The sequence below is a fragment of the Mitsuaria sp. TWR114 genome, from assembly GCF_007997345.1.
Window position 1 is genome coordinate 1 of record NZ_VOSR01000105.1, and the last position, 18,793, is coordinate 18,793.

The following is an 18,793-nucleotide window of genomic DNA, read 5'->3' on the forward strand; positions in this document are numbered from 1 at the left end:
GGTCATGGGCCGGCATTGTCGCGAGCGGGACCCGGCCCGCAGGCCCATGACTTCCCCTAGCGGCGACGCAGCGAGCGGGCGGAAGTTTTCCTCCGGCGCCGGAAGGGACGCGCGCTGGCGGGCGGTCCGGCCGCGTTGCAAGATGTCGCCCCATGTCCCGACCGGGCGCCGGGCCATCGAACGACCCCCGATAATTCGCGCTCGCCCACCGATTCCCACCGCGCGCTCCGCGCCAGGCCATGTCCAATCTCATCGTCCACGGCGGCTCGCCCCTGAAGGGCCGCATCGTTCCCTCGGCCAACAAGAACGCCGTCCTGCCCATCCTGTGCGCGACGCTGCTGACCCGCGAACCGGTGCGGCTGCACGGCGTGCCGGAGATCACCGACGTCAAGAAGATCCTCGAGGTCTTCCGCAATCTCGGTAGCCATGTCGCCGTGGACTTCAAGAGCGGCGTGCTGGACCTGCATCACCGGGACACCCACTTCGACGCGGCCAAGGACCACCTGCCCGAGGAGATGCGCTCGTCGATCATGCTGGTGCCGGGCCTGATGGCGCGCTTCGGCGCCGCGCGCATCGAGGACGACGTCAAGGGCTGCACGCTGGGCGCGCGCGAGATCGATCCGCACGTGGAGGTCTTCGAGCGCTTCGGCGCCAGCGTTGACCGCGCCGCGGACGGCCTGCTGCTGCAGGTCCCCGGCCAGCTCAAGGCCAACGACCACTGGACCGACTACGCGTCCGTGACCACGACCGAGAACTTCGTGCTCTGCGCCGCGCTGGCGCACGGCACCTCGACGCTGATGAACGCGGCCAGCGAGCCGCACGTGCAGGAGTTCTGCCAGTTCATGCAGATGCTGGGCGCCAGGCTCGAGGGCCTGGGCACCTCGCGCCTGACCATCCACGGCGTGAAGGAACTGGGCGGCGGCGAGTTCACCTTCGCCGAGGACTTCCACGAGATCGTGACCTTCCTCGCCCTGGGCGCCATCACCGGCGGCGACGTGAGGGTCAAGAACTCGCATCCGGAACAGTTCCCGCTGATCGACCGCACCTTCGCCAAGTTCGGCGTGCAGATCGTCCACGAGGACGGCTGGTCGCACGCGGTGGTGGACGGCAAGCTCAAGGTCAAGGAGCCCTTCACCCGCAACATCCTGCAGAAGGTGGAGGCGGCGCCCTGGCCCTACCTGCCGGTGGACCTGCTGCCCATCTTCGTCGCGCTGGGCGTCAAGGCCGAGGGCAGCGTGATGTTCTGGAACAAGGTCTACGACGGCGCGATGGGCTGGACCACCGAGCTGTCCAAGTTCGGCGCCCATGCCTTCCTGTCGGACCCGCACCGGATGGTGACCTTCGGCGGCAAGACGCTGAGCCCGGCCGAGGTCGAGAGCCCCTACATCATCCGCGTCGCGATCGCGCTGCTGATGGTGGCGGCCAGCATCCCCGGCAAGTCGGTCATCCGCAACGCGACGCCAGTCCGTCGCGCGCATCCGCAGTTCGCCGAGAACATCACCCGCCTCGGCGCCAAGGTGGAATGGGTCGACGGCGACTGATCGCCGCCTGGGCGATCCTCACGGCGGCCTGCGCAGCCGCGCAGCCGACGCCGCCGGCCGCAACGACGGGCGCGACCACCGGGGACGACAGCGGCCGCCCCCTCCGCGCCGCCCGTGCTGCGCTGGCTGGTGCAGGACATGCCGCCGCACTTCGCCTACCGCGACAGGCGGCCGCCGCAGCGCGTCGAGGAGCTTGGCGACGGCGAGGTCGACGGCTTCCTGCGGCTGCTCATCGAGCGCATGCCGCAGTACCGCCACGAGTTCATCGAGCTGAGCCTGCCGCGTTTCGAGGCCCAGGTGCGCCAGGGCGAGACGATCTGTTCCGTGCTGCACGTGCGCACGCCCGAGCGGCTGCAGTGGCTGTACTTCACCACGCTCCATCCGCCGATGCTCTCGCGCCAGATCCACGTGGTGGTGCGCCGCGAGGACCTGGCGAAGTTCGCGTCGAACGGCCAGCCCCTGCAACTCGCCGACCTGCTGCGCCGCACCGACCTCACCGGCCTGCTGCCGCGCGACCGCAGCTTCGGACCGCGCATCGACCGCCTGCTCGCGGAGCATCCCGAGCGGGCGCCGCGCTCGGTCGTCGCCGGCCGCGGCGCCCATCTGCTGCCGATGCTGCGCGCCCGGCGGATGGACTACACGCTCGAGTACCCGGTGGCCGTCGACGACTTCAGCGCCAGCCACGCGGGACCGCCGGAGCTGGTCAAGCTGCCGCTGGTCGAGGGCCGCAGCACGCTGGTGGCCACCGCCGGCTGCAGCCGCACGCCGGACGGCCGGCGCGCGATCGAGGCCATGGACCAGGCGGTGCGCCAGCTCGCCGCCGATCCGCAGCGCGAGGCCTGGATCAGGGCCTGGCGCAAGGGCACCCCGATCGACGCCGACGACCTGCAGCGACTGAACCGCTTCCTCGACGAACGCGCGCGCGGACCCGCACAGATCGAGTGATCGCCTGATCGAACGACCGCCCTCCTCAGATCCCCTCCCGCCCACCGACCTCGCTCACCGGTCCCGCTCACCGCCGCCCGCGCTCACCGCCACTCCCTCGACGCTCTTCGACGACTCGCCATGGCCCGCCCTCCCAAGCTCGAACTGCCGCTGCGAGACGGTGTTGCCGCGAGCGCGCTGGCCTGCCCGCCGGGGTCATGGCCGCTGGTGCTGGACTTCCTGGCCGAGCGGTTGCCGCTGGTCGCACGCGACGACTGGGCGATGCGCATGAAGCTCGGCGACGTGCTGGACGACGCCGGCACGCCGCTCTCGCCGGACGCACCTTACCGGGCGCAGCGGCGCCTCTACTACTGGCGCTGGCTCGCGGCGGAGCCGGAGGTCCCGGGCCAGGCGCGCGTGCTGCATCTGGACGAGCACCTGCTGGTGGCGGACAAGCCGCACTTCCTGCCGGTGACGCCCAAGGGCCGCTACGTGCAGCAGACCTTGCTGACGCGGCTACGCCGGGAGACGGGCTTGGCGGACCTGAGTCCGATCCACCGGCTTGACCGCGAGACCGCGGGGCTGACCTTGTTCTCGGTCCGGCCCGCGACGCGTGACGCCTACCAGCGCCTTTTCCGTGATCGCGATGTGGAGAAGGTCTACGAGGCGATTGCCCCGTGGCGCGACGAGGTCGCCGCGCGGCTCCCTTTCGACTATGAGAGTCGTCTCGAGGAGCATCCGGTGGACTTCATGCAGATGCGCACGGTGGCGGGCGAGCCGAACGCACGCACGCGCATTGCGCTGCTCGACCGCCTGGCCGCGGACCGCGCCCGTTACGAGCTGCGGCCGCACAGCGGCGTGAAGCACCAGTTGCGAGCGCAGCTGTGCGCGCTGGGTCTGCCCATCGAGGGCGACCGCATCTATCCGGTGCTGCGCCCGGTCGAGGACGAGGTGGATTTCAGCCGGCCGCTGCAGTTGCTGGCGCGCGAGATCGCCTTCACCGATCCGATCAGCGGCCAGCCGCGGAAGTTCGTGACTTCCCTGAAGCTGGCCGGGTCCCCCGCGCCTGGATAAGGCCCGAGTACCACGATCTCACTGGGCCCGGACCTGGATAAGGCCCGAGCGCCTGGATCTCACTGGGCCCGGAACAGGGCTTGGGGTTCCCGGACGGGACGCCCCATGCCCTGTGATGGGCCGCGCTTGGCGACGGCACGCGAGCGCCGCCGGCAGGGCGCTCAAGCGCCCCGCACGCCTCGCAACGTCGAGCGCATCGAGCGCGTCGAGCGCCGCTCAGGCCGTCAACGCATCGAGCCGCCGCAACGCCGCCAAGGTCGCGCGGCAAGCGCTCGCGAGCTCGGTGCCCTTGACCACCAGGTGCTCGTGAAAGAACCCGTGGTGGGTCGCATGCTCGTGGAAGGCCAGCGGCGTCAGCACCGCCGAGAACACCGGCACGCCGGTATCGAGCTGCACCCGCATGAGCCCGTCGATGACGGCTTGCGCGACGAAGTCGTGGCGGTAGATGCCGCCGTCGACGACCAGCGCGCAGGCGAGCACCGCATCGAACTGCCCGCTGCGGGCGAGTTTCATCGCATGCAGCGGGATCTCGAAGGCGCCGGGGACGTCGAAGGTCTCGACGCGAACGGGGCCTGAAGCCTCGAGGCCGCGGATCGCGGCCTCCCGGCATCGGCCGACCAGGTCGGCATGCCAGCTCGCGGACACGATGGCCACGCGGGGGACGGCGGAGGAGGGGGAGTGGAGGGGGGTCTGATTCATGTGAACCCTTTGCAAGGTGGAACGATGAATCAGGGCGCGCACGCACAACGCGGCCGCCCGGCGGCGCAGGCGCGAACGCTTGCGCCGGCCCGCGAGGCCGACGATGGACGCGATCTCTTTCATCCGGACTGTGACCGTCGGCCCTGGCCTCTCACCAGGTCTGCTGACCCCGGCACCGCAAGGGCGATGCTGGGCGCTCGCGGGCTCCCGGGATCGACGGCCTGACGACCGCGTCCCGGATACCGCCGGTGGGGACTTCCACCCCGCCCTGAGAACGCTGCCCCTCGCGCCTTCGGGGGAAAGCGCGGCGGGGCGGGCGGATTCTAGGCAGCGCGGCGCGGCGTCGATGTCGCCTCGGCGCAAGACCCTGAAGGGAAGGGTCGGTGGGGCGATCCTCGATCCGCCGACGGCCCGTCCGGATCGCCGCGGGGAACGCCGGGCGACGTCCCGCTTGGAGTTTCCCCGGGGAAAGCGCCGGGCGCGGCTCGGCACAATGGCTCGACGGTGACTTGACGGCGACCCGCCGCGACTCCGGTCGCGGCCCTGGCATCCACCCATGACCCACAAGGCCATCCGCATCTCGCTCGGCGCGCGCCCGCTGCTGGCGCTGCTCGCGCTGGGCCTGCTGCTGATCGTGCTGTCCAGCGGCTGGCAGCTGCGCCAGACCACGCTGCAGCGCGCCGCGGAGACCGGCGCGGAACTGAGCGCCATCCCTCTGATGTATGCCGGCCCTCTCGCCTACAGCCTGCAGCAACGCCCCCAGAAGCCGGAAGCCGTCCATGGCCTGCTCCATCACATCCTGACCCGCCACAAGCTGCGCCGCGTGGAACTGCGCACGCCGGACGGCGAGCAGTTCCGCGCCCTGTCCGACGACGACGGCGAACCCGGCGAGAGCGCCGAGTTTTCCCTCGCCGACACCGGCGAGCTGCGCCTGCAGGCCACCGCCGCGACCGTGCTGGATACCCTGCGACGCGATCCGCTGCTGCGCAGCACGCTTATCCACCTGGCCATCGCGACGGCACTCGGGCTGGCCGCGGTGCTGCTGCTGGACCGCTGGGTGCTGCGGCAGCTGCGGCGGCTGTCCGAGCAGGCCAGCCGCTTCGATCCGACACTGCCGCCGCCCTCGCCGTTCTGGCCGGAGGCCCACGAGCCGCGACCGCGCGAACTGCTGCAGCTGGAGCAGGCCATCGACCATGTGCGCACCTCGCTTGGCGACGAGCTGCATCGCGAGCAGTCGCGTGGGCGCGAGATGCGCGAGGAGATCGCGCGCCAGCATCGGGCCCTGCAGCAGGCGGAGCGGTCGCTGGAGGCCAAGCGCAGGGAGCTGGCTTCGATGGAGCGGCACGACGCGCTGACGGGCATCGCGAACCGGCGGGAGTTCGACGCGGCGCTGCGGCGCGAATTCAAGCGCGCACAGCGCGATCAGGGCCGTCTGGCCTTGGCGATCCTGGATATCGATCACCTGAAGCCGTTCAACGCGCGCCATGGCCGCGGCGCCGGCGACGAGGTGCTGCGCCGCCTAGCCCGGTTGCTGGCGGAGCATTTTCAGCGCGACACCGACCTGGTCGCACGCCTGGGCGGCGAGGAATTCGCCGTGCTGCTGCCCGGCCTGGACGCCGAGGCGGCGCAGGGGCTGATGGAGACGCTGTGCGACGCGTGGCGCTCGCTCGCGGTGCCGCATGGCGCGCTGCCCGACGGAGTACCGGACGAAGGCATCGTGACCCTCAGCGCCGGCCTGGCGGCCTCGCAACCCGGCCATCCCTACCTGAGCCCGCAGGCGCTGATGCAGGCGGCCGACGAAGCCCTCTACCTGGCCAAGCACATGGGCCGCGACCGGCTCTGTTTGGCGTCCTGATCCCGTCTTCCCAAACGAAACGGCCGCCCCCAAAGGGCGGCCGTCGTGGCAACGGGCGCGGCGCGACCGGAGCGGTCGGCGGCGGCGCGATCAGCGACCGCGCGATTCCGCCTGCTGGAGCTGCTCCTCGACGCGGCGCGCGGCGCGCAGCATCAGCGTCTCGTCGAGCTGCGCCTGCGGGGCGATCTCCATCACCGTCTCGTCGAGCGACTCCGGCTTGTTCATCAGCGTCCAGGCGACCAGCGAGATCGCGCCGACGCCGCGGCGCTGCATGGCCTCGGGCATCTGCAGCTCATCCTGCACCTGCACGTGGTATCTCACGCTGGCCACGGCGGCGGGCGCCAGGCCCCAGCTCTCGCACAGGGCCGCGCCCAGCGCGTCATGGCTGACGCCGAAGGCGGTGTGCTCCAGTTGGACCAGTTCCTTGTCGCTGCCGGCCGCCCGCAGCATCGCCGGGTAATGCCCGGGCGCGTGGCGATAGAGCACCGCCTTGCCGCATTCCTCGAACAGGCCGGCCGAGTGCGCCGCCCAGGGGTCCACCCCGAGCATCTGTCCCATGCGGCCCATCAGCAGGCCGCGCTTGGCGGCGCGAGACCAGACGGGTTCAAGCTCGACGGCGGGCGGGAAGGCGGCGCGCAGGCCCATCTCGAAGGTGATCGCGGCGACCTCGCGCATGCCCAGGTAGGTCAGCGCCTGGTGCACCGTCTGGACCCGGCCGCGCAGGCCGTAGAGCGAGGAATTCACCGCCTTCAGCACGGCGGCGGCCAGCGCCATGTCGGTTTCCACCAGGGAGGAGACGGCCTGCAGGTCGATGTCCTCGTCCGCCATCAGCAGCGAGAGCTTGACCAGCACTTCCGGCTGGGTCGGGATCTCGATATCCAGCGCACGCAGTTGAGGATCGACAGGCATGGTGAGCAGCGGTTGTTTGGTCGGATGGTAGCCCGGGCGACGCGACGCCGGCATCCCGCCTTTGGCGGACAGCCGGTGACGAGTTGTTCACGGGGCGTTTGGCGTTCCCGGGTACGGTGTACGCCGGCGGCCGCGGCGAGGTCCGCGGCGCAGTGTCAGCGCAGGAAGGCGTCGTAACCCGTCTTGAGGATCAGCAGCGACACCACGAGGACGAACATGCCGCGCACGAACCCGGCACCCTTGGCCAGCGCCATGCGCGTGCCGACCAGGCTGCCGAGGACGTTGGCCACCGCCATCACCGCGGCGACGTGCCACCAGACGTGGCCCTTGGCCGCGAACAGCACCAGCGCCGCGAAGTTGGTCGCCGTGTTCAGCAGCTTGGCGGTCGCGGAGGCGTGCAGGAAATCGAAGCCCAGCAGGCGCACGAAGAGAAAGACGAAGAAGCTGCCGGTGCCCGGGCCGAAGAAACCGTCGTAGAAGCCGATCGTCAGGCCGATCGCGCTGGCGATGAGCGTCTGCGTCGTCGTCTCGTGACGGGGGGCATGGTGCCGGCCGAGGTCCTTCTTCGCCAGCGTGTACAGCAGCACGCCGAGCAGGATCGCCGGCAAGGCCTTGCGCAGCCCGCTCGGATCCACCTGCGTCACCGCCCAGGCGCCCGCGAAGCTGCCGACCAACGCGGCGCCCGCCGCCGGCATCAACGCCAGCCAGGGCAGCGACACGCGCTTCGCATATTGATGGGTGGCCCAGGCAGTCCCCCAGATGGCGGCGCCCTTGTTGGTGCCGAAGAGGGTGGCCGGCGCCGCGTTGGGATAGACGCTGAACAGCGCGGGAACCAGGATCAACCCGCCGCCGCCCACGACGGCATCGACAAAACCGGCCAGCAGCGACGCGACGGCCGCGGTGAACAACTCGATCATGAACAGCGATTCGCAAGGGCAGGAGCAGCCTCGGTCGCGAGGCTGCGGACATGGGCCGCGAACGATCGCTGGGAACGCACAACACCGGACCCCGAAAACAAAACGGGCACCTGATTCAGGTGCCCGCGAATTGTGACAGTGTCACTGCGATTCGTTGGTGTTGGTTTGATCTGTTTGTCTCCTCAGCCCCCGTAGGCAACCCCCTTGGCGTCGGCTTGTCGCTGGCGCGGGACGGGTGTCGCGTCGAGTGGGATGGATGCTAGGACCCGGTCCCCATGCACGCACTTGGGGTTTTCACCCGGCGCATGCACCAAGATGGAACGGTTAGCCGGCCCTCACTTGCACGAAATAGCCCCGACGAAAACGATTTGCGAACATCGCACGCCGCACTGTTCTCGCTCGTGGGCGAGGGCCGCCAGTGTGGCGCGAAGGTGTCATTTCCCTGAAACATGGGGGTGGTGCGCGCGCTGGCGGGCTGTTCTTTTTTGCGTGGCGGGAACTTTTGGAGCCGCCCGCGCAATACGGTCATGCTGCGAGACGCGGTCTCGCGCTGCCGAACTCCTCGGCGACCGCCGGTCGCCGCTCCGCCACCGACGCAACGACCACGCCGAACGCCGATGAGCTTGTGGACCCGCCTGGCCGGCCGCGCCCGCCCGAACCCTGACGCCGAGCCCGACGCCCGTTCGGCGTCGACCTCCTGCGCCACCAGCGCGGCGCTGGTGCGCCGCCTGCGCCAGGGCGATGCCGGCGCGCTGGAACCGCTGTATCGCAGCGAGTCGCCCGGTGTCTATCGCTACGCGCTGGCCCTGTGCGGCCAGGCCGACTGGGCGGCGGACGCGATGCAGGAGGCCTTCGTGCAGTTCGCCGGCCGGCCCGAGGGCTGGGACGCGGGCCGCGGGACGCTCGGTGCCTACCTCGCCGGCATGGCCAGACATCACCTGCTGAGCCGCTGGCGGGACCGCCCGGTCGCCCATGACGACACCGACGCCGAGACCGCCGACGACCCGGCCGAGGCGCCCGAGCAGCAACTGGTCCGCGCGCAGGACCAGGCGCGCGTGTGGGCGGCCCTGGCGCAGTTGCCCTGGACCTTTCGCGAAGCGGTGGTGCTCGTCGACCTGCAGGAGCGCCCCTATGCCGAGGCGGCGCGCATCGCGGGCGTCGAGCTCAACACGCTGCGCAGCCGCCTGCACCGGGGCCGCGCCCGGTTGCTGGCCGCCTTGCAGGACGAGTGCCGGCCCGGGGCCGACACCGCCGCGTTCGACCGTTCATCGAAGTCCGCATGATGAAGACCACCGACTCCTCCCCGCCCCGCACCGCTCGCTTGGCCGACTGGCTCTGGGCCGTCGCGCAGGACCTGAGACAACGCGCCCCGTCGCGAGAACGCGATGACGCGGTGCTCGACGCGATGCGGCGCCAGTTCGACGCCCGGCAGAAAGCCGTCAAGGCCGGCCGGTGGCGCTGGGCATTGGCAGGGCCCGCGCTCTGCGCGTCGGTGCTGGTCGCCTGCGTGTGGCTGCTGGGCTCGGCGCCACCGGGCGAGTCCGGCGCCACCGTGATGGGCAATCCCGGCAGCGGCTTCATCGTGCTGGTGTCGGCGGACCGCTGGGCTGCGTACGAGAAGGCCGGCGCGAGCACCGCCTGGCTTGTTCCCGCCGAAGTGCCGCGCGAGCGGCTGGCCCTGCTGGGCCTGCCCTACGACCCCACGGACGCCGCAGCCCCGGTGCGGGCCGAACTGCTCGTCCATGCCTCCGGCGACGTGCTCGCGATGCGCGTCATGCCCTGAACCGACCGACGTCCTCATCGCTCGACATGGATCGCCCTGCCTCTTCATTCCCGCTGCCCTGCTTCCTGGAGACCGCCATGAACACCGCCTTCCCCCCACTCGCAGCCCTCACCCTGGCGTTCGCCGCCACCGCGGTCCCCGCGCAGCCAGCGCCCGCCCCCGACGCGCGACCCGCGCCTCAACCGCATGGGTCGGCTTCACCGCGCCCGTCGCCCCCTTCGCCGCCCGCGATGCCCGCCGTCGTGCCGCCCATCCCGCCGACGCCCCCGGTCCCCGACGTCGCCGAACTGATCGCCGAGTCGGGCGTCGCCACGCACATCCTGAGCGCCGAGCGCGTCGTCAAGGGCGCGCCCTACTGCGCGCAAGCCGTGCATGAGACCGTCCAGGCCCTGGCCGACGGCAACCGCATCGTCCGGCAGCAGACCAGCCAGCTGTGCCGGGACGGCGAGGGCCGCACGCGGCAGGAGGTGGAACGCCAGGGCCGCAAGATGGTCTATCTGCGCGACGCGGTCAGCGGCGAGAACTGGCTGCTCGACCCCGAGCGGAAGACCGCCCGCTACCTGGGCGGTGGCCGCGCCTCGGCCGAAGCGCAGCGCGAATACGGCGAACGCATGCGCGAGTACCAGGACAAGATGCGCGACTACAACGAGAAGATGCGCGAATACGGTCGCAAGATGCGCGATTGGGCGCAAGAGAACCTCGCCCACGGTGAGCCCGCGCCGCGCGTGGCGACGCCGGTGGTGATCGCGCCGGGCGAGGGCGGCCAGGAAGTCCGCGTCATCCGGGTCGAAACCCCGACGAGCCCCACCCCGCCGATGCCGCCGCTCCCCGCGGCGCTGGCACTGCGCCTGGAACCGCTGACCGTCCCCGGCGTCGACGGGCCGCTGAGCGATCTGCCGCCCAAGGAGATCGAGGGCCTCAAGGTCACCGGCGGTCGGGCAACGCGCACCATCCCCGCGGGCAAGATCGGGAACGAGAAGCCGATCGTGATCTCTCGCGAGGTGTGGACCTCGCCCGACCTCAAGGTCACCGTCAGCGCGCAAACCAGAGATCCGCGCAGTGGCGAGCAGAACTACCAGTTGCGCAACATTCGCCGCGCCGAGCCGGATGCCGCGCTGATGCAGGTCCCGGCGGACTATGCGAAGACCGGCCTGCCCAAGCCGCGGGCGCCCAAGGACGCCAAGGAGCGCAAGGAAGGCTAGGCGGCCGGTCCGACTCGCGCGTCGCGGCCGGCACCGACAATCGCGCCCGATGACCGCACCGCCCGTTCCGCTCCCGCCGAAATTGACATTGCAGACCCTGAGCCGCGGCGATGGCCTGCTCGGGATGCGGCCGCACGGCAAGCTGGGGCCGCGCGGCGATCGCGTGACGCTGCTGCGGCTGGAGCGCTGGCCGGCGGATCCGGCCGCGCTCGAGCAGTGGCAGGCGCTGCCCCTGCATGCGGTCGACGTGGAGATGCTGCAGTGGCGGGACGCCTCGTTCGGCCATGGCCTGACGCCCTGCTGGACGCTGGAACAGGAAGATCTGTTTCCCGATTTCGCCGCCGACGAGTTGCCGCGGCTGCGCGGTCTCGGCTGGGAGATCGAGTGTCTGCCCGGCTTCGCGCATCACAGCGTCGCGATCGATGCCTGGTCGCTGGAGGTCCAGCCTGCGGGTGACGTGCCGGATGAAGGATTCCGGCCCGAGATGCCCGGCCAAGCCGACCGGCTGCCCGGCCTGGCGCTGTCGCGCCGTAAAGGGTCGTGGCTGCTGAGCCTGGGGGTGACCGTGCAGGGAACTCGCGTCGATCTGGCGCCGATGATCTGGGATCTGCTGCGCAAGGACCGCCGCTGGCTCTACGCCGAGGCGATCGCCGGCATCGACGACGACGCGATCGTGGGCCTGAAGGCGCCGGGCGGACGTCGCCTGCACACGACCGCTGCGCCGCTCAAGCGGCTGATGCTCAACCTGCTGGACGTGCTGGTCGCGCAGCGATCGAGGCGCGGACCAGTGGCGCTCACCGCTTGGGAGGCGGCGCGGCTGGCGGCGCTCGACACGCCGGACAGCCGTTGGCAGGTCTACGGCGCCGACGAGTTGCGCACGATGTGGCAACGCCTGCGCGATGCCGGGCCGCCGCCCGTGCCGGCCGAGCCGCCCGGGCTGGGGATCACGCTGCGCCCGTACCAGTTGCAGGGCCTGGCGTGGCTGCAGTACCTGGCGCGCCAGCAGTTGGGCGGCATCCTGGCCGACGACATGGGCCTGGGCAAGACGGCGCAGGCGCTCGCGCACCTGTGGGTCGAGAAGCAGGCCGGGCGGCTGACGGCGCCAGCGCTGGTCGTCGCTCCGACCTCGCTGATCTTCAGTTGGACGCAGGAAGCGGCGCGCGTCGCGCCGGGCCTGCGGGTGGCCGCGCTCGCCGATCCGGCGGAGCGCGGCGAGGTGCTCAAGCGCCTGGGCGAGATCGACCTGCTGCTGTGCAGCTACGGCTTGGCCTGGCGCGAAGTGCGGGCGCTGACCCGGCCGACGTTCTCGGTGCTGGTGCTGGACGAGGCCCAGGCGGTCAAGAATCCGCGCTCGCGCGCCGCACGGGCCCTGCGGCGGCTGCGTGCCGGGCAGCGGATCGTGCTCACTGGCACGCCACTCGAAAACCACCTCGGCGAGCTCTGGACCCAGTTCGACTTCCTGATGCCGGGCTACCTCGGCGAGTCGCGCTCCTTCGCCCGCCACTGGCGCAAGCCGATCGAGCAGACCGGGGATGCCCGCCGCGCGCGGGAGCTCGCGAGCCGCGTGCGGCCATTCATCCTGCGCCGGCTGAAGGAAGAGGTCGCGCGGGATCTCCCCCCGATGACGGTGCTGACCCAACGCATCCCGCTGCTGGGGCGGCAACGTCAGCTGTACGAAAGCGTCCGGATCGGCGCCGACCACCTGGTGCGACGGCTGCTGAAGGAGTCTGAGATCTTCGGCTCCGGCTTGATGTCGGTGCTGGACGCCATGTTGAAGCTGCGCCAGGTCTGCTGCGACCCGCGGCTGGTGCCGGGCATCGAGATGGCCCCGGGGATGGAGACGGCCAAGCTCGCCTGGCTCCGGGAGAAGGTGCCCGAGATGATCGCCCAGGGGCGGACCATCCTGGTGTTCTCACAGTTCACCGGCATGTTGGCGCTGATCGAGGACGCGATGCGCGACGCGGGCGTGCCGCTGATGAAGCTCACCGGCGACACCCCCGAAGGGCGGCGAGGCGAGGTAGTCCGGCGCTTCCAGGCAGGGGAAGCGCCGCTGATGCTGGTCAGCCTGAAGGCGGGCGGCGTCGGGCTGACGCTGACGGCCGCCGATACCGTCATCCAGGTCGATCCATGGTGGAACCCGGCGGTCGACGCCCAGGCCCATGCGCGGGCGCACCGGATCGGCCAGTCGCGGCCGGTGTTTGTCCACCAGCTGGTGATCGAAGGCTCGATCGAGGAGCGGATGCTCGAACTGCAGGTCCGCAAGCGGGCGCTGGCTGACGGCCTGTTGGGCCGGGATGGCGGGGAAGGTCTGGAGAAATTCAGCGCCGACGAGATTGATCGGCTGCTGGCGCGCTGCAGTCACCGGAGGACGAGGACTGAGCGGCGGCTGTGGCGGCGGAAGCCGGCCCCGGACCAGGGGCGGCTTCCGCGCCGGAGATCAACGCTTGCGGTCGAAGCGCAGGGCGCGCGCGACGCTGCGGCGGTCGCAGCCCAGGCTGGCAACTTCGAAGGCCTCGTGCTTGCGGCCCTTGTCGTGGTTCGCCAGTTCCGGCATCGGAAGGCGGCGCGGCTGGGATTCGGTACGGGTCTGGAACTTCATCATGGTCGGGGACCTCTGGCTTTTCAGCGTCGGGAAGCGGGGGGATGACCGCTTTGTGCCAGCTAACGCAAGCCTTTGGGACTGCGTTGACAGCGCCCTCACAAATCTGAACAAAGCTCGCGCCATCGTCACGCATGACGCACCAATCAGGTGCGTAGGACGCAATTCGAACGCGATCGCGTCTGGCGCTTTCCCGCTAAGCTCGCCTCCCATGTCCGCCGTGTCGCCGTCCCCCTCGTCTCCCCCGTCGGCCCCCTCGTCCGAACTGCTGGTCGCCTGCCTGTGCGCCGCCTGGTGCCGCACCTGCGATACCTATCGGGACGATTTCGCGAGCTTGCGCCAGCTGCATCCCGGCGCCCGCTTCCTCTGGGTCGACATCGAGGACGACGCCGAACTGGTCGACGACCTGGAGGTCGAGACCTTCCCCACGCTGCTGATCGGCCAGGGCGAGCGGCTGTGTTTCATCGGCCCGGTGCTTCCCGGCCCGGGCGCGGCGCAGCGTCTGATCCAGGCGGCCGAGGACAACCCGGCGATGTCCGCCGCCAGCCCGAGCGCGCCGGCCGGCACCACCGCCGCGGCGCAGGCCTTGCTGTCGCGCCTGCGGCAGTCCTGCTGATCGCCCTTCCCCTCACCGGTTCCTGACGGCGATCTGCCATCGGGCGACGCTCGTCGGCGGCGTGCCCCCGGACGGCGGCATGACCCCCTTCCACCGAGGGAAGCGCGAGCGAGAATGCGCCACCGCCAACCCCCAAAGGCCGGCCTCCCGCGCGACCCGCGACGGACCGGTGCATCGATGAACGTCCAATTCAAGAACTCGGTGGCTCGCGCCACGCCCATCCTGGCGCTCGATCGCGCCACGTACCAGGCCCTCGGCCCCAAGCTGCCCAAGCGCACCCAGCAATGGCTGGCGACGCTCGGCTTCTCGGCGGCGCCGGACACCTTCGCGCTGGTGCCGGGCGAGGACGGCAAGCTGGCCCAGGTCTTCGCCGGCGTGGCCCATGCCGCCCATCCGTTCGCGCTATCCGCGCTGCCGCTGGCGCTGCCCGAGGGCAACTACACGCTGTCGCCGGAGGGCCTGGCGCTGCAGGACGAGGCTGCGGCACTGTCCTGGGAGCTGGGCTGCTACCAGTTCGACCTCTACAAGCCGCGCAAGCGCGAGCCGGCGCAGCTGCTGATCAAGAGCAGCGCGGACGGCCAGCGGGGGCTGGCCATCGCGACCGCGATCTCCGCCGTGCGCGACCTGGTCAACACCCCGGCCGAGCACATGGGCCCGGAGGAGCTGTCGAAGGCCGCCGCCGTGGTGGGCAAGCAGCATGGCGCCAAGTTCAAGGAAATCGTCGGCGACGACCTGCTGAAGAAGAACTTCCCCGCCATCCACGCGGTCGGCCGCGCCAGCAGCCGCGCGCCGCGCCTGGTCGAGCTGAACTGGGGCAGCGACAAGCATCCGCGGCTGACGCTGGTGGGCAAGGGCGTGTGCTTCGACACCGGGGGCCTGGACATCAAGCCGGCCGACGGCATGCGCCAGATGAAGAAGGACATGGGCGGCGCGGCCAACGCGCTCGGCCTGGCCACGCTGATCATGGCGCTGAAGCTGCCGGTGCGCCTGCAGGTGCTCATCCCGGCGGTGGAGAACTCGATCAGCGGCAATGCCTACCGGCCCGGCGACGTGATCAAGACGCGCGCCGGCCTGCACATCGAGATCGGCAACACCGATGCCGAAGGCCGCGTGATCCTGTGCGACGCCCTCGCCTACGCGGCCGAGTTCAAGCCCGAGCTGATCATCGACCTGGCGACGCTGACCGGCGCCGCGCGCGTCGCGCTGGGCGCGCAGTTGCCGGCGCTTTTCGCCAGGCACATGGACACCGCCCGCGACCTGGTCGACCTCGGCCTCAAGATGGACGACCCGCTGTGGCACCTGCCGCTGTGGGCGCCCTACAAGGAAGGCATCACCTCCAGCATCGCCGACATCGTGAACACCGGTCGCAGCCCGCTGGCCGGCGCGATCAACGCCGCGCTGTTCCTCGAGGCCTTCATCCCGGCCGAGCAGGACTGGCTGCATGTCGACCTCTTCGCCTGGAACGACATCGCGCGCCCCGGCCGCCCGGTCGGCGGCGAGGCCCAGACTCTCCGCACGCTGCTGGCCTACCTGGAAGAGCGCTTCAGCGGCTGACCGCCGCTCCCTCCCCGTCGGTCATTCCCCGGCGCGCAGCCAGGCGGCGGCGCGCTCCGCGATCATCAGCGTCGGCGAATTCGTGTTGCCGCTGGTGATCGTCGGCATCACGCTGGCGTCGATGACGCGCAGGCCGCTCACGCCGCGCACGCGCAGGCGGCTGTCGACCACCGCGCCGTCGTCGCCGTCACGCCCCATGCGGCAGGTGCCGACGGGATGGAAGATCGTCGTCGCGATGTCTCCCGCCAGCCGCGCCAGCTCCTCGTCCGTCTGGAACTGCACGCCGGGCTTGTATTCGCTGGGCCGGTAGCGCGCCAGCGCCGGCTGTTCGACGATGCGTCGCGTCAGTCGCAGGCTACGCGCGGCGACCTCGCGGTCCTCGGCGGTGCTGAGGTAGTTGGGCGCGATCAGGGGTGCGTCGGCCGCATCGGCGCTGCGGATCGCGACGCTGCCGCGGCTGGTGGGATTGAGGTTGCAGACGCTGGCCGTGAACGCGTTGAAGCCATGCAGCGGCTCGCCGAAGGCCTCCAGCGACAGCGGCTGCACGTGGTACTGCAGGTCGGGCCAGGCCTTGTCCGGACCGCTCCGGGCGAACGCGCCCAGTTGCGAAGGCGCCATGCTCATCGGCCCGGTGCGGCGCAGCGCGTACTCGAGCCCGATGCGCGCCTTGCCGAACCAGCTCGACGCCAGCGTGTTGAGCGTGCTGACGCCCTCGACCTGGAACACCGCGCGGATCTGCAGGTGATCCTGCAGGTTGCCACCGACGCCCGGCAGGTCGCGCGCGACCTTGATGCCGTGCCGCTGGAGCAGCGCCGCCGGGCCCAGACCCGACAGCTGCAGCAGGTGCGGCGAGCCGATCGCGCCGGCGGCGAGCAGCACCTGGCCGCCTGGGTTGAGGCGGATCTCCTCCAGCCCCTGGGGCGTGCGCACGAGCACGCCCTCGCAGCGCGTCGCGCCGTCGACCTGATCGAGCAGCAGCCGCTGCGCCTGCGTGCCGGTCCACATCTCGAAGTTGGGGCGGCGATAGCAGGTCGGTCGCAGGAAGGCCTTGGCCGTGTTCCAGCGCCAGCCGGCGCGCTGGTTGACCTCGAAGTAGCCGACGCCCTCGTTGTTGCCGCGATTGAAGTCCGGCGTCGCCGGGATGCCGGCCTCCTGCGCGGCCGCGGCGAACGCGTCCAGCACCGCCCAGCGCAGCCGCTGCTTCTCCACGCGCCACTCGCCGCCGTGGCCATGCAGGGCGGGATCGAAACCCGGCGGCCGCTCGGCGCCGTCGTCCAGCCGCCAATGGTCCTCGTGCTGGCGGAAGTAGGGCAGCACCGCATCCCAGCGCCAGGCGTCGTCGCCGGAGGCGGCGGCCCAGCCGTCGTAGTCGCGGGCCTGGCCGCGCATGTAGATCATCCCGTTGATGCTGGAGCAGCCGCCCAGCACCTTGCCGCGCGGGTAACGCAGGCTGCGGCCGTTCAGGCCGGCGTCGGGCTCGGTCTTGAAGAGCCAGTCGGTGCGCGGGTTCCCGATGCAGTACAGGTAGCCGACGGGAATGTGGATCCAGTGGTAGTCGTCGCGGCCGCCGGCCTCGAGCAGCAGCACGCGTTTGGTGGGGTCGGCCGACAGCCGGTTGGCCAGCAGGCAGCCGGCGGTGCCGGCGCCCACGATGATGAAGTCGAAGCGGCCCGAGGCCGCCTCGCGGACCGTCGCCGGTCCGCCCGCAGGGTTGTCTCCGCCCATGTCTCTCTTGTCGTCCAGGCTCCGTGGAGGCCCATGCTGACCGAGCCGCGGGCGGGCGGCAACCGCGTTGTCACGGAGTGCCCGCGGGCACGACCTCCGGCAGATCCGCAGTGCGCCCGCCCAGCGCGTACCAGTCGATGCGCCGCGTCAGCGCCATCACCGCGGCCAGCACCGCGAAGAGCAGGGTCGCGCCGACCAGCAGCGAGGCCGTCTCCAGGCTGAGCAGCACGTACAGCGCGCCATAGAGCACCGCGACCAGCGCGCCGAAGCCCAGGCCGCGCCAGGCCGCGCCGAGCATCGAAGCCCCGTAGAAGGCCAGCAGCCCGACGGCCGCGCCGGCCGCCAGCGCATAGGAGACCGGGAAGCTCAAATGCTCCGACAGGCTCAGCAGCAGCAGGAAGAACAGCGTCATCGCCAGGCCGACCAGCAGGTACTGCACCGGATGCACGCGGCGGCCGGACAGCAGCTCCAGCAGTCCGACGCTGACGAAGGTCAGCACGATGAACATCAGGCCGTACTTGATGGCGCGGTCGCTCATCACATACGGGTTGACCGGGTCGATCATCGAGAAGGCCAGCGTGTCCGCCACGACCTCGGCGCGGCCCTCCTGCGCGGCGACCCGGGCCGGCGCATACGCGGCGGGGCCGGCATCGGGATCCCGCGCCACGCCGGGCAGCGCGAAGCCGGCGAGCACGTCGCGCGGCGCGGTCGTGGCGAGCTCGGTGACCTGCCATTGCGCTTCGAAGCCGCTGTCGTCGATCCGCCGGGACATCGGCAGGAAGCGGCCGCCGAAGCTGGGATGCGGCCAGTTCGAGCGCAGCTTCACCTGCGTCGCGGACGCGGCGGGCACGATGCCGAAGTCGGTCATGCCGATCAGCTTGATGGCCACCGTCAAGCTCAGCGGCTGGTCCAGCGCGGAGTCCGGCAGCACGGCATGCAGGCCGTGCGGATAGCTGCCGTGGCGGGTGCCCGGGCGCACCGCCAGGGCCTCCGTGCCGCGCTTGAGCGTCACCGCGCGCAGGCCGCGCGCGTCGCTGACGGCGACCATCACGCGCGGGTCCTCGCAGCTCAACCGGCCCTTGTGCTCGGCCGCCGGCACCAGCGCGCCGAGCGACGCCCAGCGTGCCTGCAGCGCGACCTCGCCCGCGTAACCGTTCACCTTGAACAGGCCGCGCTGGCGCTGTTCCTGGTTCAGTGTGCCGTCGACGGTCAGCTCGGCCGCACCACCGACAGCACGAAGTCGCGCCGCTCGGCGGTGCGTGTCTGGTCCTTGCCGGTTCCACTGACGTTCTCCCACTCCTCGGTGCAGCTGCGCTGCAGCACCGGCCCGAGCAGCACCTGCGGTCCGGCCTGCGCCAGCGCCACGCTGGCCTCGGCGGCGCGCTGGCGCTGCTG

The 18,793-nt window shown here is 71.1% G+C and carries 14 protein-coding genes, 2 pseudogenes and 1 riboswitch; of the genes and pseudogenes, 10 read left to right on the forward strand and 6 right to left on the reverse strand.

Going from position 1 to position 18,793, the window contains the following annotated elements; genetic code table 11:
* Positions 1–239 precede the first annotated feature (239 nt).
* The 3 genes and pseudogenes from FUT87_RS05180 to FUT87_RS05190 all read left to right on the forward strand — a co-directional run bounded on the left by FUT87_RS05180 (position 240) and on the right by FUT87_RS05190 (position 3,539).
* Positions 240–1,541: a UDP-N-acetylglucosamine 1-carboxyvinyltransferase gene (locus FUT87_RS05180; protein WP_091730040.1), complete on the forward strand. Its 1,302-nt coding sequence runs from the start codon at positions 240–242 to the stop codon at positions 1,539–1,541.
* Positions 1,542–1,652: 111 nt separating this feature from the next.
* Positions 1,653–2,486 (forward strand): annotated as a pseudogene (locus tag FUT87_RS05185) (hypothetical protein); the annotation flags it as partial.
* Between the two features lie 120 nt (positions 2,487–2,606).
* Positions 2,607–3,539 carry a pseudouridine synthase gene (locus FUT87_RS05190; protein ID WP_147240293.1) on the forward strand — a complete coding sequence of 311 codons (933 nt, stop codon included), beginning with the start codon at positions 2,607–2,609 and terminating at the stop codon, positions 3,537–3,539.
* Between the two features lie 216 nt (positions 3,540–3,755).
* On the opposite strand, the gene FUT87_RS05195 is transcribed toward FUT87_RS05190, so the two are convergent.
* Positions 3,756–4,238: a 6,7-dimethyl-8-ribityllumazine synthase gene (locus tag FUT87_RS05195; protein ID WP_147240304.1), complete on the reverse strand. Its 483-nt coding sequence runs from the start codon at positions 4,236–4,238 to the stop codon at positions 3,756–3,758.
* Between the two features lie 107 nt (positions 4,239–4,345).
* Positions 4,346–4,518, reverse strand: a riboswitch (FMN riboswitch).
* A gap of 276 nt (positions 4,519–4,794) precedes the next feature.
* Between FUT87_RS05195 and FUT87_RS05200 the strand changes: the two genes are divergently transcribed.
* The gene (locus FUT87_RS05200; protein WP_147240294.1) at positions 4,795–6,093 is read left to right on the forward strand and encodes a diguanylate cyclase; all 1,299 of its coding nucleotides are present in this window, start codon (positions 4,795–4,797) and stop codon (positions 6,091–6,093) included.
* 90 nt (positions 6,094–6,183) lie between these two features.
* Here the strand turns inward: FUT87_RS05200 and FUT87_RS05205 are convergent, their stop codons facing one another.
* Together FUT87_RS05205 and FUT87_RS05210 are read right to left on the reverse strand one after the other, a co-directional pair.
* On the reverse strand, positions 6,184–7,002 hold the full coding sequence (locus tag FUT87_RS05205; RefSeq protein ID WP_091731834.1) for an HDOD domain-containing protein: 819 nt from the start codon (positions 7,000–7,002) through the stop codon (positions 6,184–6,186).
* A 155-nt stretch (positions 7,003–7,157) separates the two neighbouring features.
* Positions 7,158–7,919 carry a TSUP family transporter gene (locus FUT87_RS05210; RefSeq protein WP_147240295.1) on the reverse strand — a complete coding sequence of 254 codons (762 nt, stop codon included), beginning with the start codon at positions 7,917–7,919 and terminating at the stop codon, positions 7,158–7,160.
* Between the two features lie 617 nt (positions 7,920–8,536).
* Between FUT87_RS05210 and FUT87_RS05215 the strand changes: the two genes are divergently transcribed.
* The 6 genes from FUT87_RS05215 (at position 8,537) to FUT87_RS05240 (ending at position 15,673) form a co-directional block, all read left to right on the forward strand.
* Positions 8,537–9,202: an RNA polymerase sigma factor gene (locus FUT87_RS05215; RefSeq protein WP_186830367.1), complete on the forward strand. Its 666-nt coding sequence runs from the start codon at positions 8,537–8,539 to the stop codon at positions 9,200–9,202.
* Positions 9,202–9,702, forward strand: a complete 501-nt coding sequence (locus tag FUT87_RS05220) for a hypothetical protein (RefSeq protein WP_147240297.1) — start codon at positions 9,202–9,204, stop codon at positions 9,700–9,702. Before FUT87_RS05215 ends, FUT87_RS05220 begins: the two co-directional genes overlap by 1 nt.
* Before the next feature lie 230 nt (positions 9,703–9,932).
* Complete coding sequence (locus tag FUT87_RS05225) at positions 9,933–10,904, forward strand: hypothetical protein (RefSeq protein WP_147240298.1); 972 nt, start codon at positions 9,933–9,935, stop codon at positions 10,902–10,904.
* 88 nt (positions 10,905–10,992) lie between these two features.
* Positions 10,993–13,551 (forward strand): DEAD/DEAH box helicase, encoded by a 2,559-nt coding sequence (locus tag FUT87_RS05230; RefSeq protein ID WP_255511674.1) that lies wholly within the window; start codon positions 10,993–10,995, stop codon positions 13,549–13,551.
* A 163-nt stretch (positions 13,552–13,714) separates the two neighbouring features.
* Positions 13,715–14,119 carry a thioredoxin family protein gene (locus FUT87_RS05235; protein ID WP_147240300.1) on the forward strand — a complete coding sequence of 135 codons (405 nt, stop codon included), beginning with the start codon at positions 13,715–13,717 and terminating at the stop codon, positions 14,117–14,119.
* A 177-nt stretch (positions 14,120–14,296) separates the two neighbouring features.
* Positions 14,297–15,673, forward strand: a complete 1,377-nt coding sequence (locus FUT87_RS05240; protein ID WP_147240301.1) for a M17 family metallopeptidase — start codon at positions 14,297–14,299, stop codon at positions 15,671–15,673.
* A 21-nt stretch (positions 15,674–15,694) separates the two neighbouring features.
* Here FUT87_RS05240 and FUT87_RS05245 read toward each other — a convergent pair whose 3' ends face one another.
* The 3 genes and pseudogenes from FUT87_RS05245 to FUT87_RS28440 form a co-directional block, all read right to left on the reverse strand.
* The gene (locus tag FUT87_RS05245; RefSeq protein WP_147240302.1) at positions 15,695–17,398 is read right to left on the reverse strand and encodes a GMC family oxidoreductase; all 1,704 of its coding nucleotides are present in this window, start codon (positions 17,396–17,398) and stop codon (positions 15,695–15,697) included.
* Positions 17,399–17,468: 70 nt separating this feature from the next.
* A complete protein-coding gene (creD, locus tag FUT87_RS05250) occupies positions 17,469–18,695 on the reverse strand; it encodes a cell envelope integrity protein CreD (RefSeq protein WP_186830368.1) in 1,227 nt (408 codons plus the stop codon).
* A pseudogene (locus FUT87_RS28440) lies at positions 18,608–18,793 on the reverse strand (cell envelope integrity protein CreD); the annotation flags it as partial. The gene creD and the pseudogene FUT87_RS28440, both read right to left, overlap by 88 nt.

Excerpts from the sequence above, each read along its gene's own strand:
- FUT87_RS05210 (WP_147240295.1), bottom strand. The coding sequence starts at position 7,919 with ATGATCGAGTTGTTCACCGCGGCCGTCGCGTCGCTGCTGGCCGGTTTT.
- FUT87_RS05180 (WP_091730040.1), top strand. The coding sequence starts at position 240 with ATGTCCAATCTCATCGTCCACGGCGGCTCGCCCCTGAAGGGCCGCATC.
- FUT87_RS05245 (WP_147240302.1), bottom strand. The coding sequence starts at position 17,398 with ATGGGCGGAGACAACCCTGCGGGCGGACCGGCGACGGTCCGCGAGGCG.
- FUT87_RS05190 (WP_147240293.1), top strand. The coding sequence starts at position 2,607 with ATGGCCCGCCCTCCCAAGCTCGAACTGCCGCTGCGAGACGGTGTTGCC.
- FUT87_RS05225 (WP_147240298.1), top strand. The coding sequence starts at position 9,933 with ATGCCCGCCGTCGTGCCGCCCATCCCGCCGACGCCCCCGGTCCCCGAC.
- FUT87_RS05240 (WP_147240301.1), top strand. The coding sequence starts at position 14,297 with ATGAACGTCCAATTCAAGAACTCGGTGGCTCGCGCCACGCCCATCCTG.
- FUT87_RS05200 (WP_147240294.1), top strand. The coding sequence starts at position 4,795 with ATGACCCACAAGGCCATCCGCATCTCGCTCGGCGCGCGCCCGCTGCTG.
- FUT87_RS05215 (WP_186830367.1), top strand. The coding sequence starts at position 8,537 with ATGAGCTTGTGGACCCGCCTGGCCGGCCGCGCCCGCCCGAACCCTGAC.
- FUT87_RS05195 (WP_147240304.1), bottom strand. The coding sequence starts at position 4,238 with ATGAATCAGACCCCCCTCCACTCCCCCTCCTCCGCCGTCCCCCGCGTG.
- FUT87_RS05205 (WP_091731834.1), bottom strand. The coding sequence starts at position 7,002 with ATGCCTGTCGATCCTCAACTGCGTGCGCTGGATATCGAGATCCCGACC.
- FUT87_RS05235 (WP_147240300.1), top strand. The coding sequence starts at position 13,715 with ATGTCCGCCGTGTCGCCGTCCCCCTCGTCTCCCCCGTCGGCCCCCTCG.
- FUT87_RS05220 (WP_147240297.1), top strand. The coding sequence starts at position 9,202 with ATGAAGACCACCGACTCCTCCCCGCCCCGCACCGCTCGCTTGGCCGAC.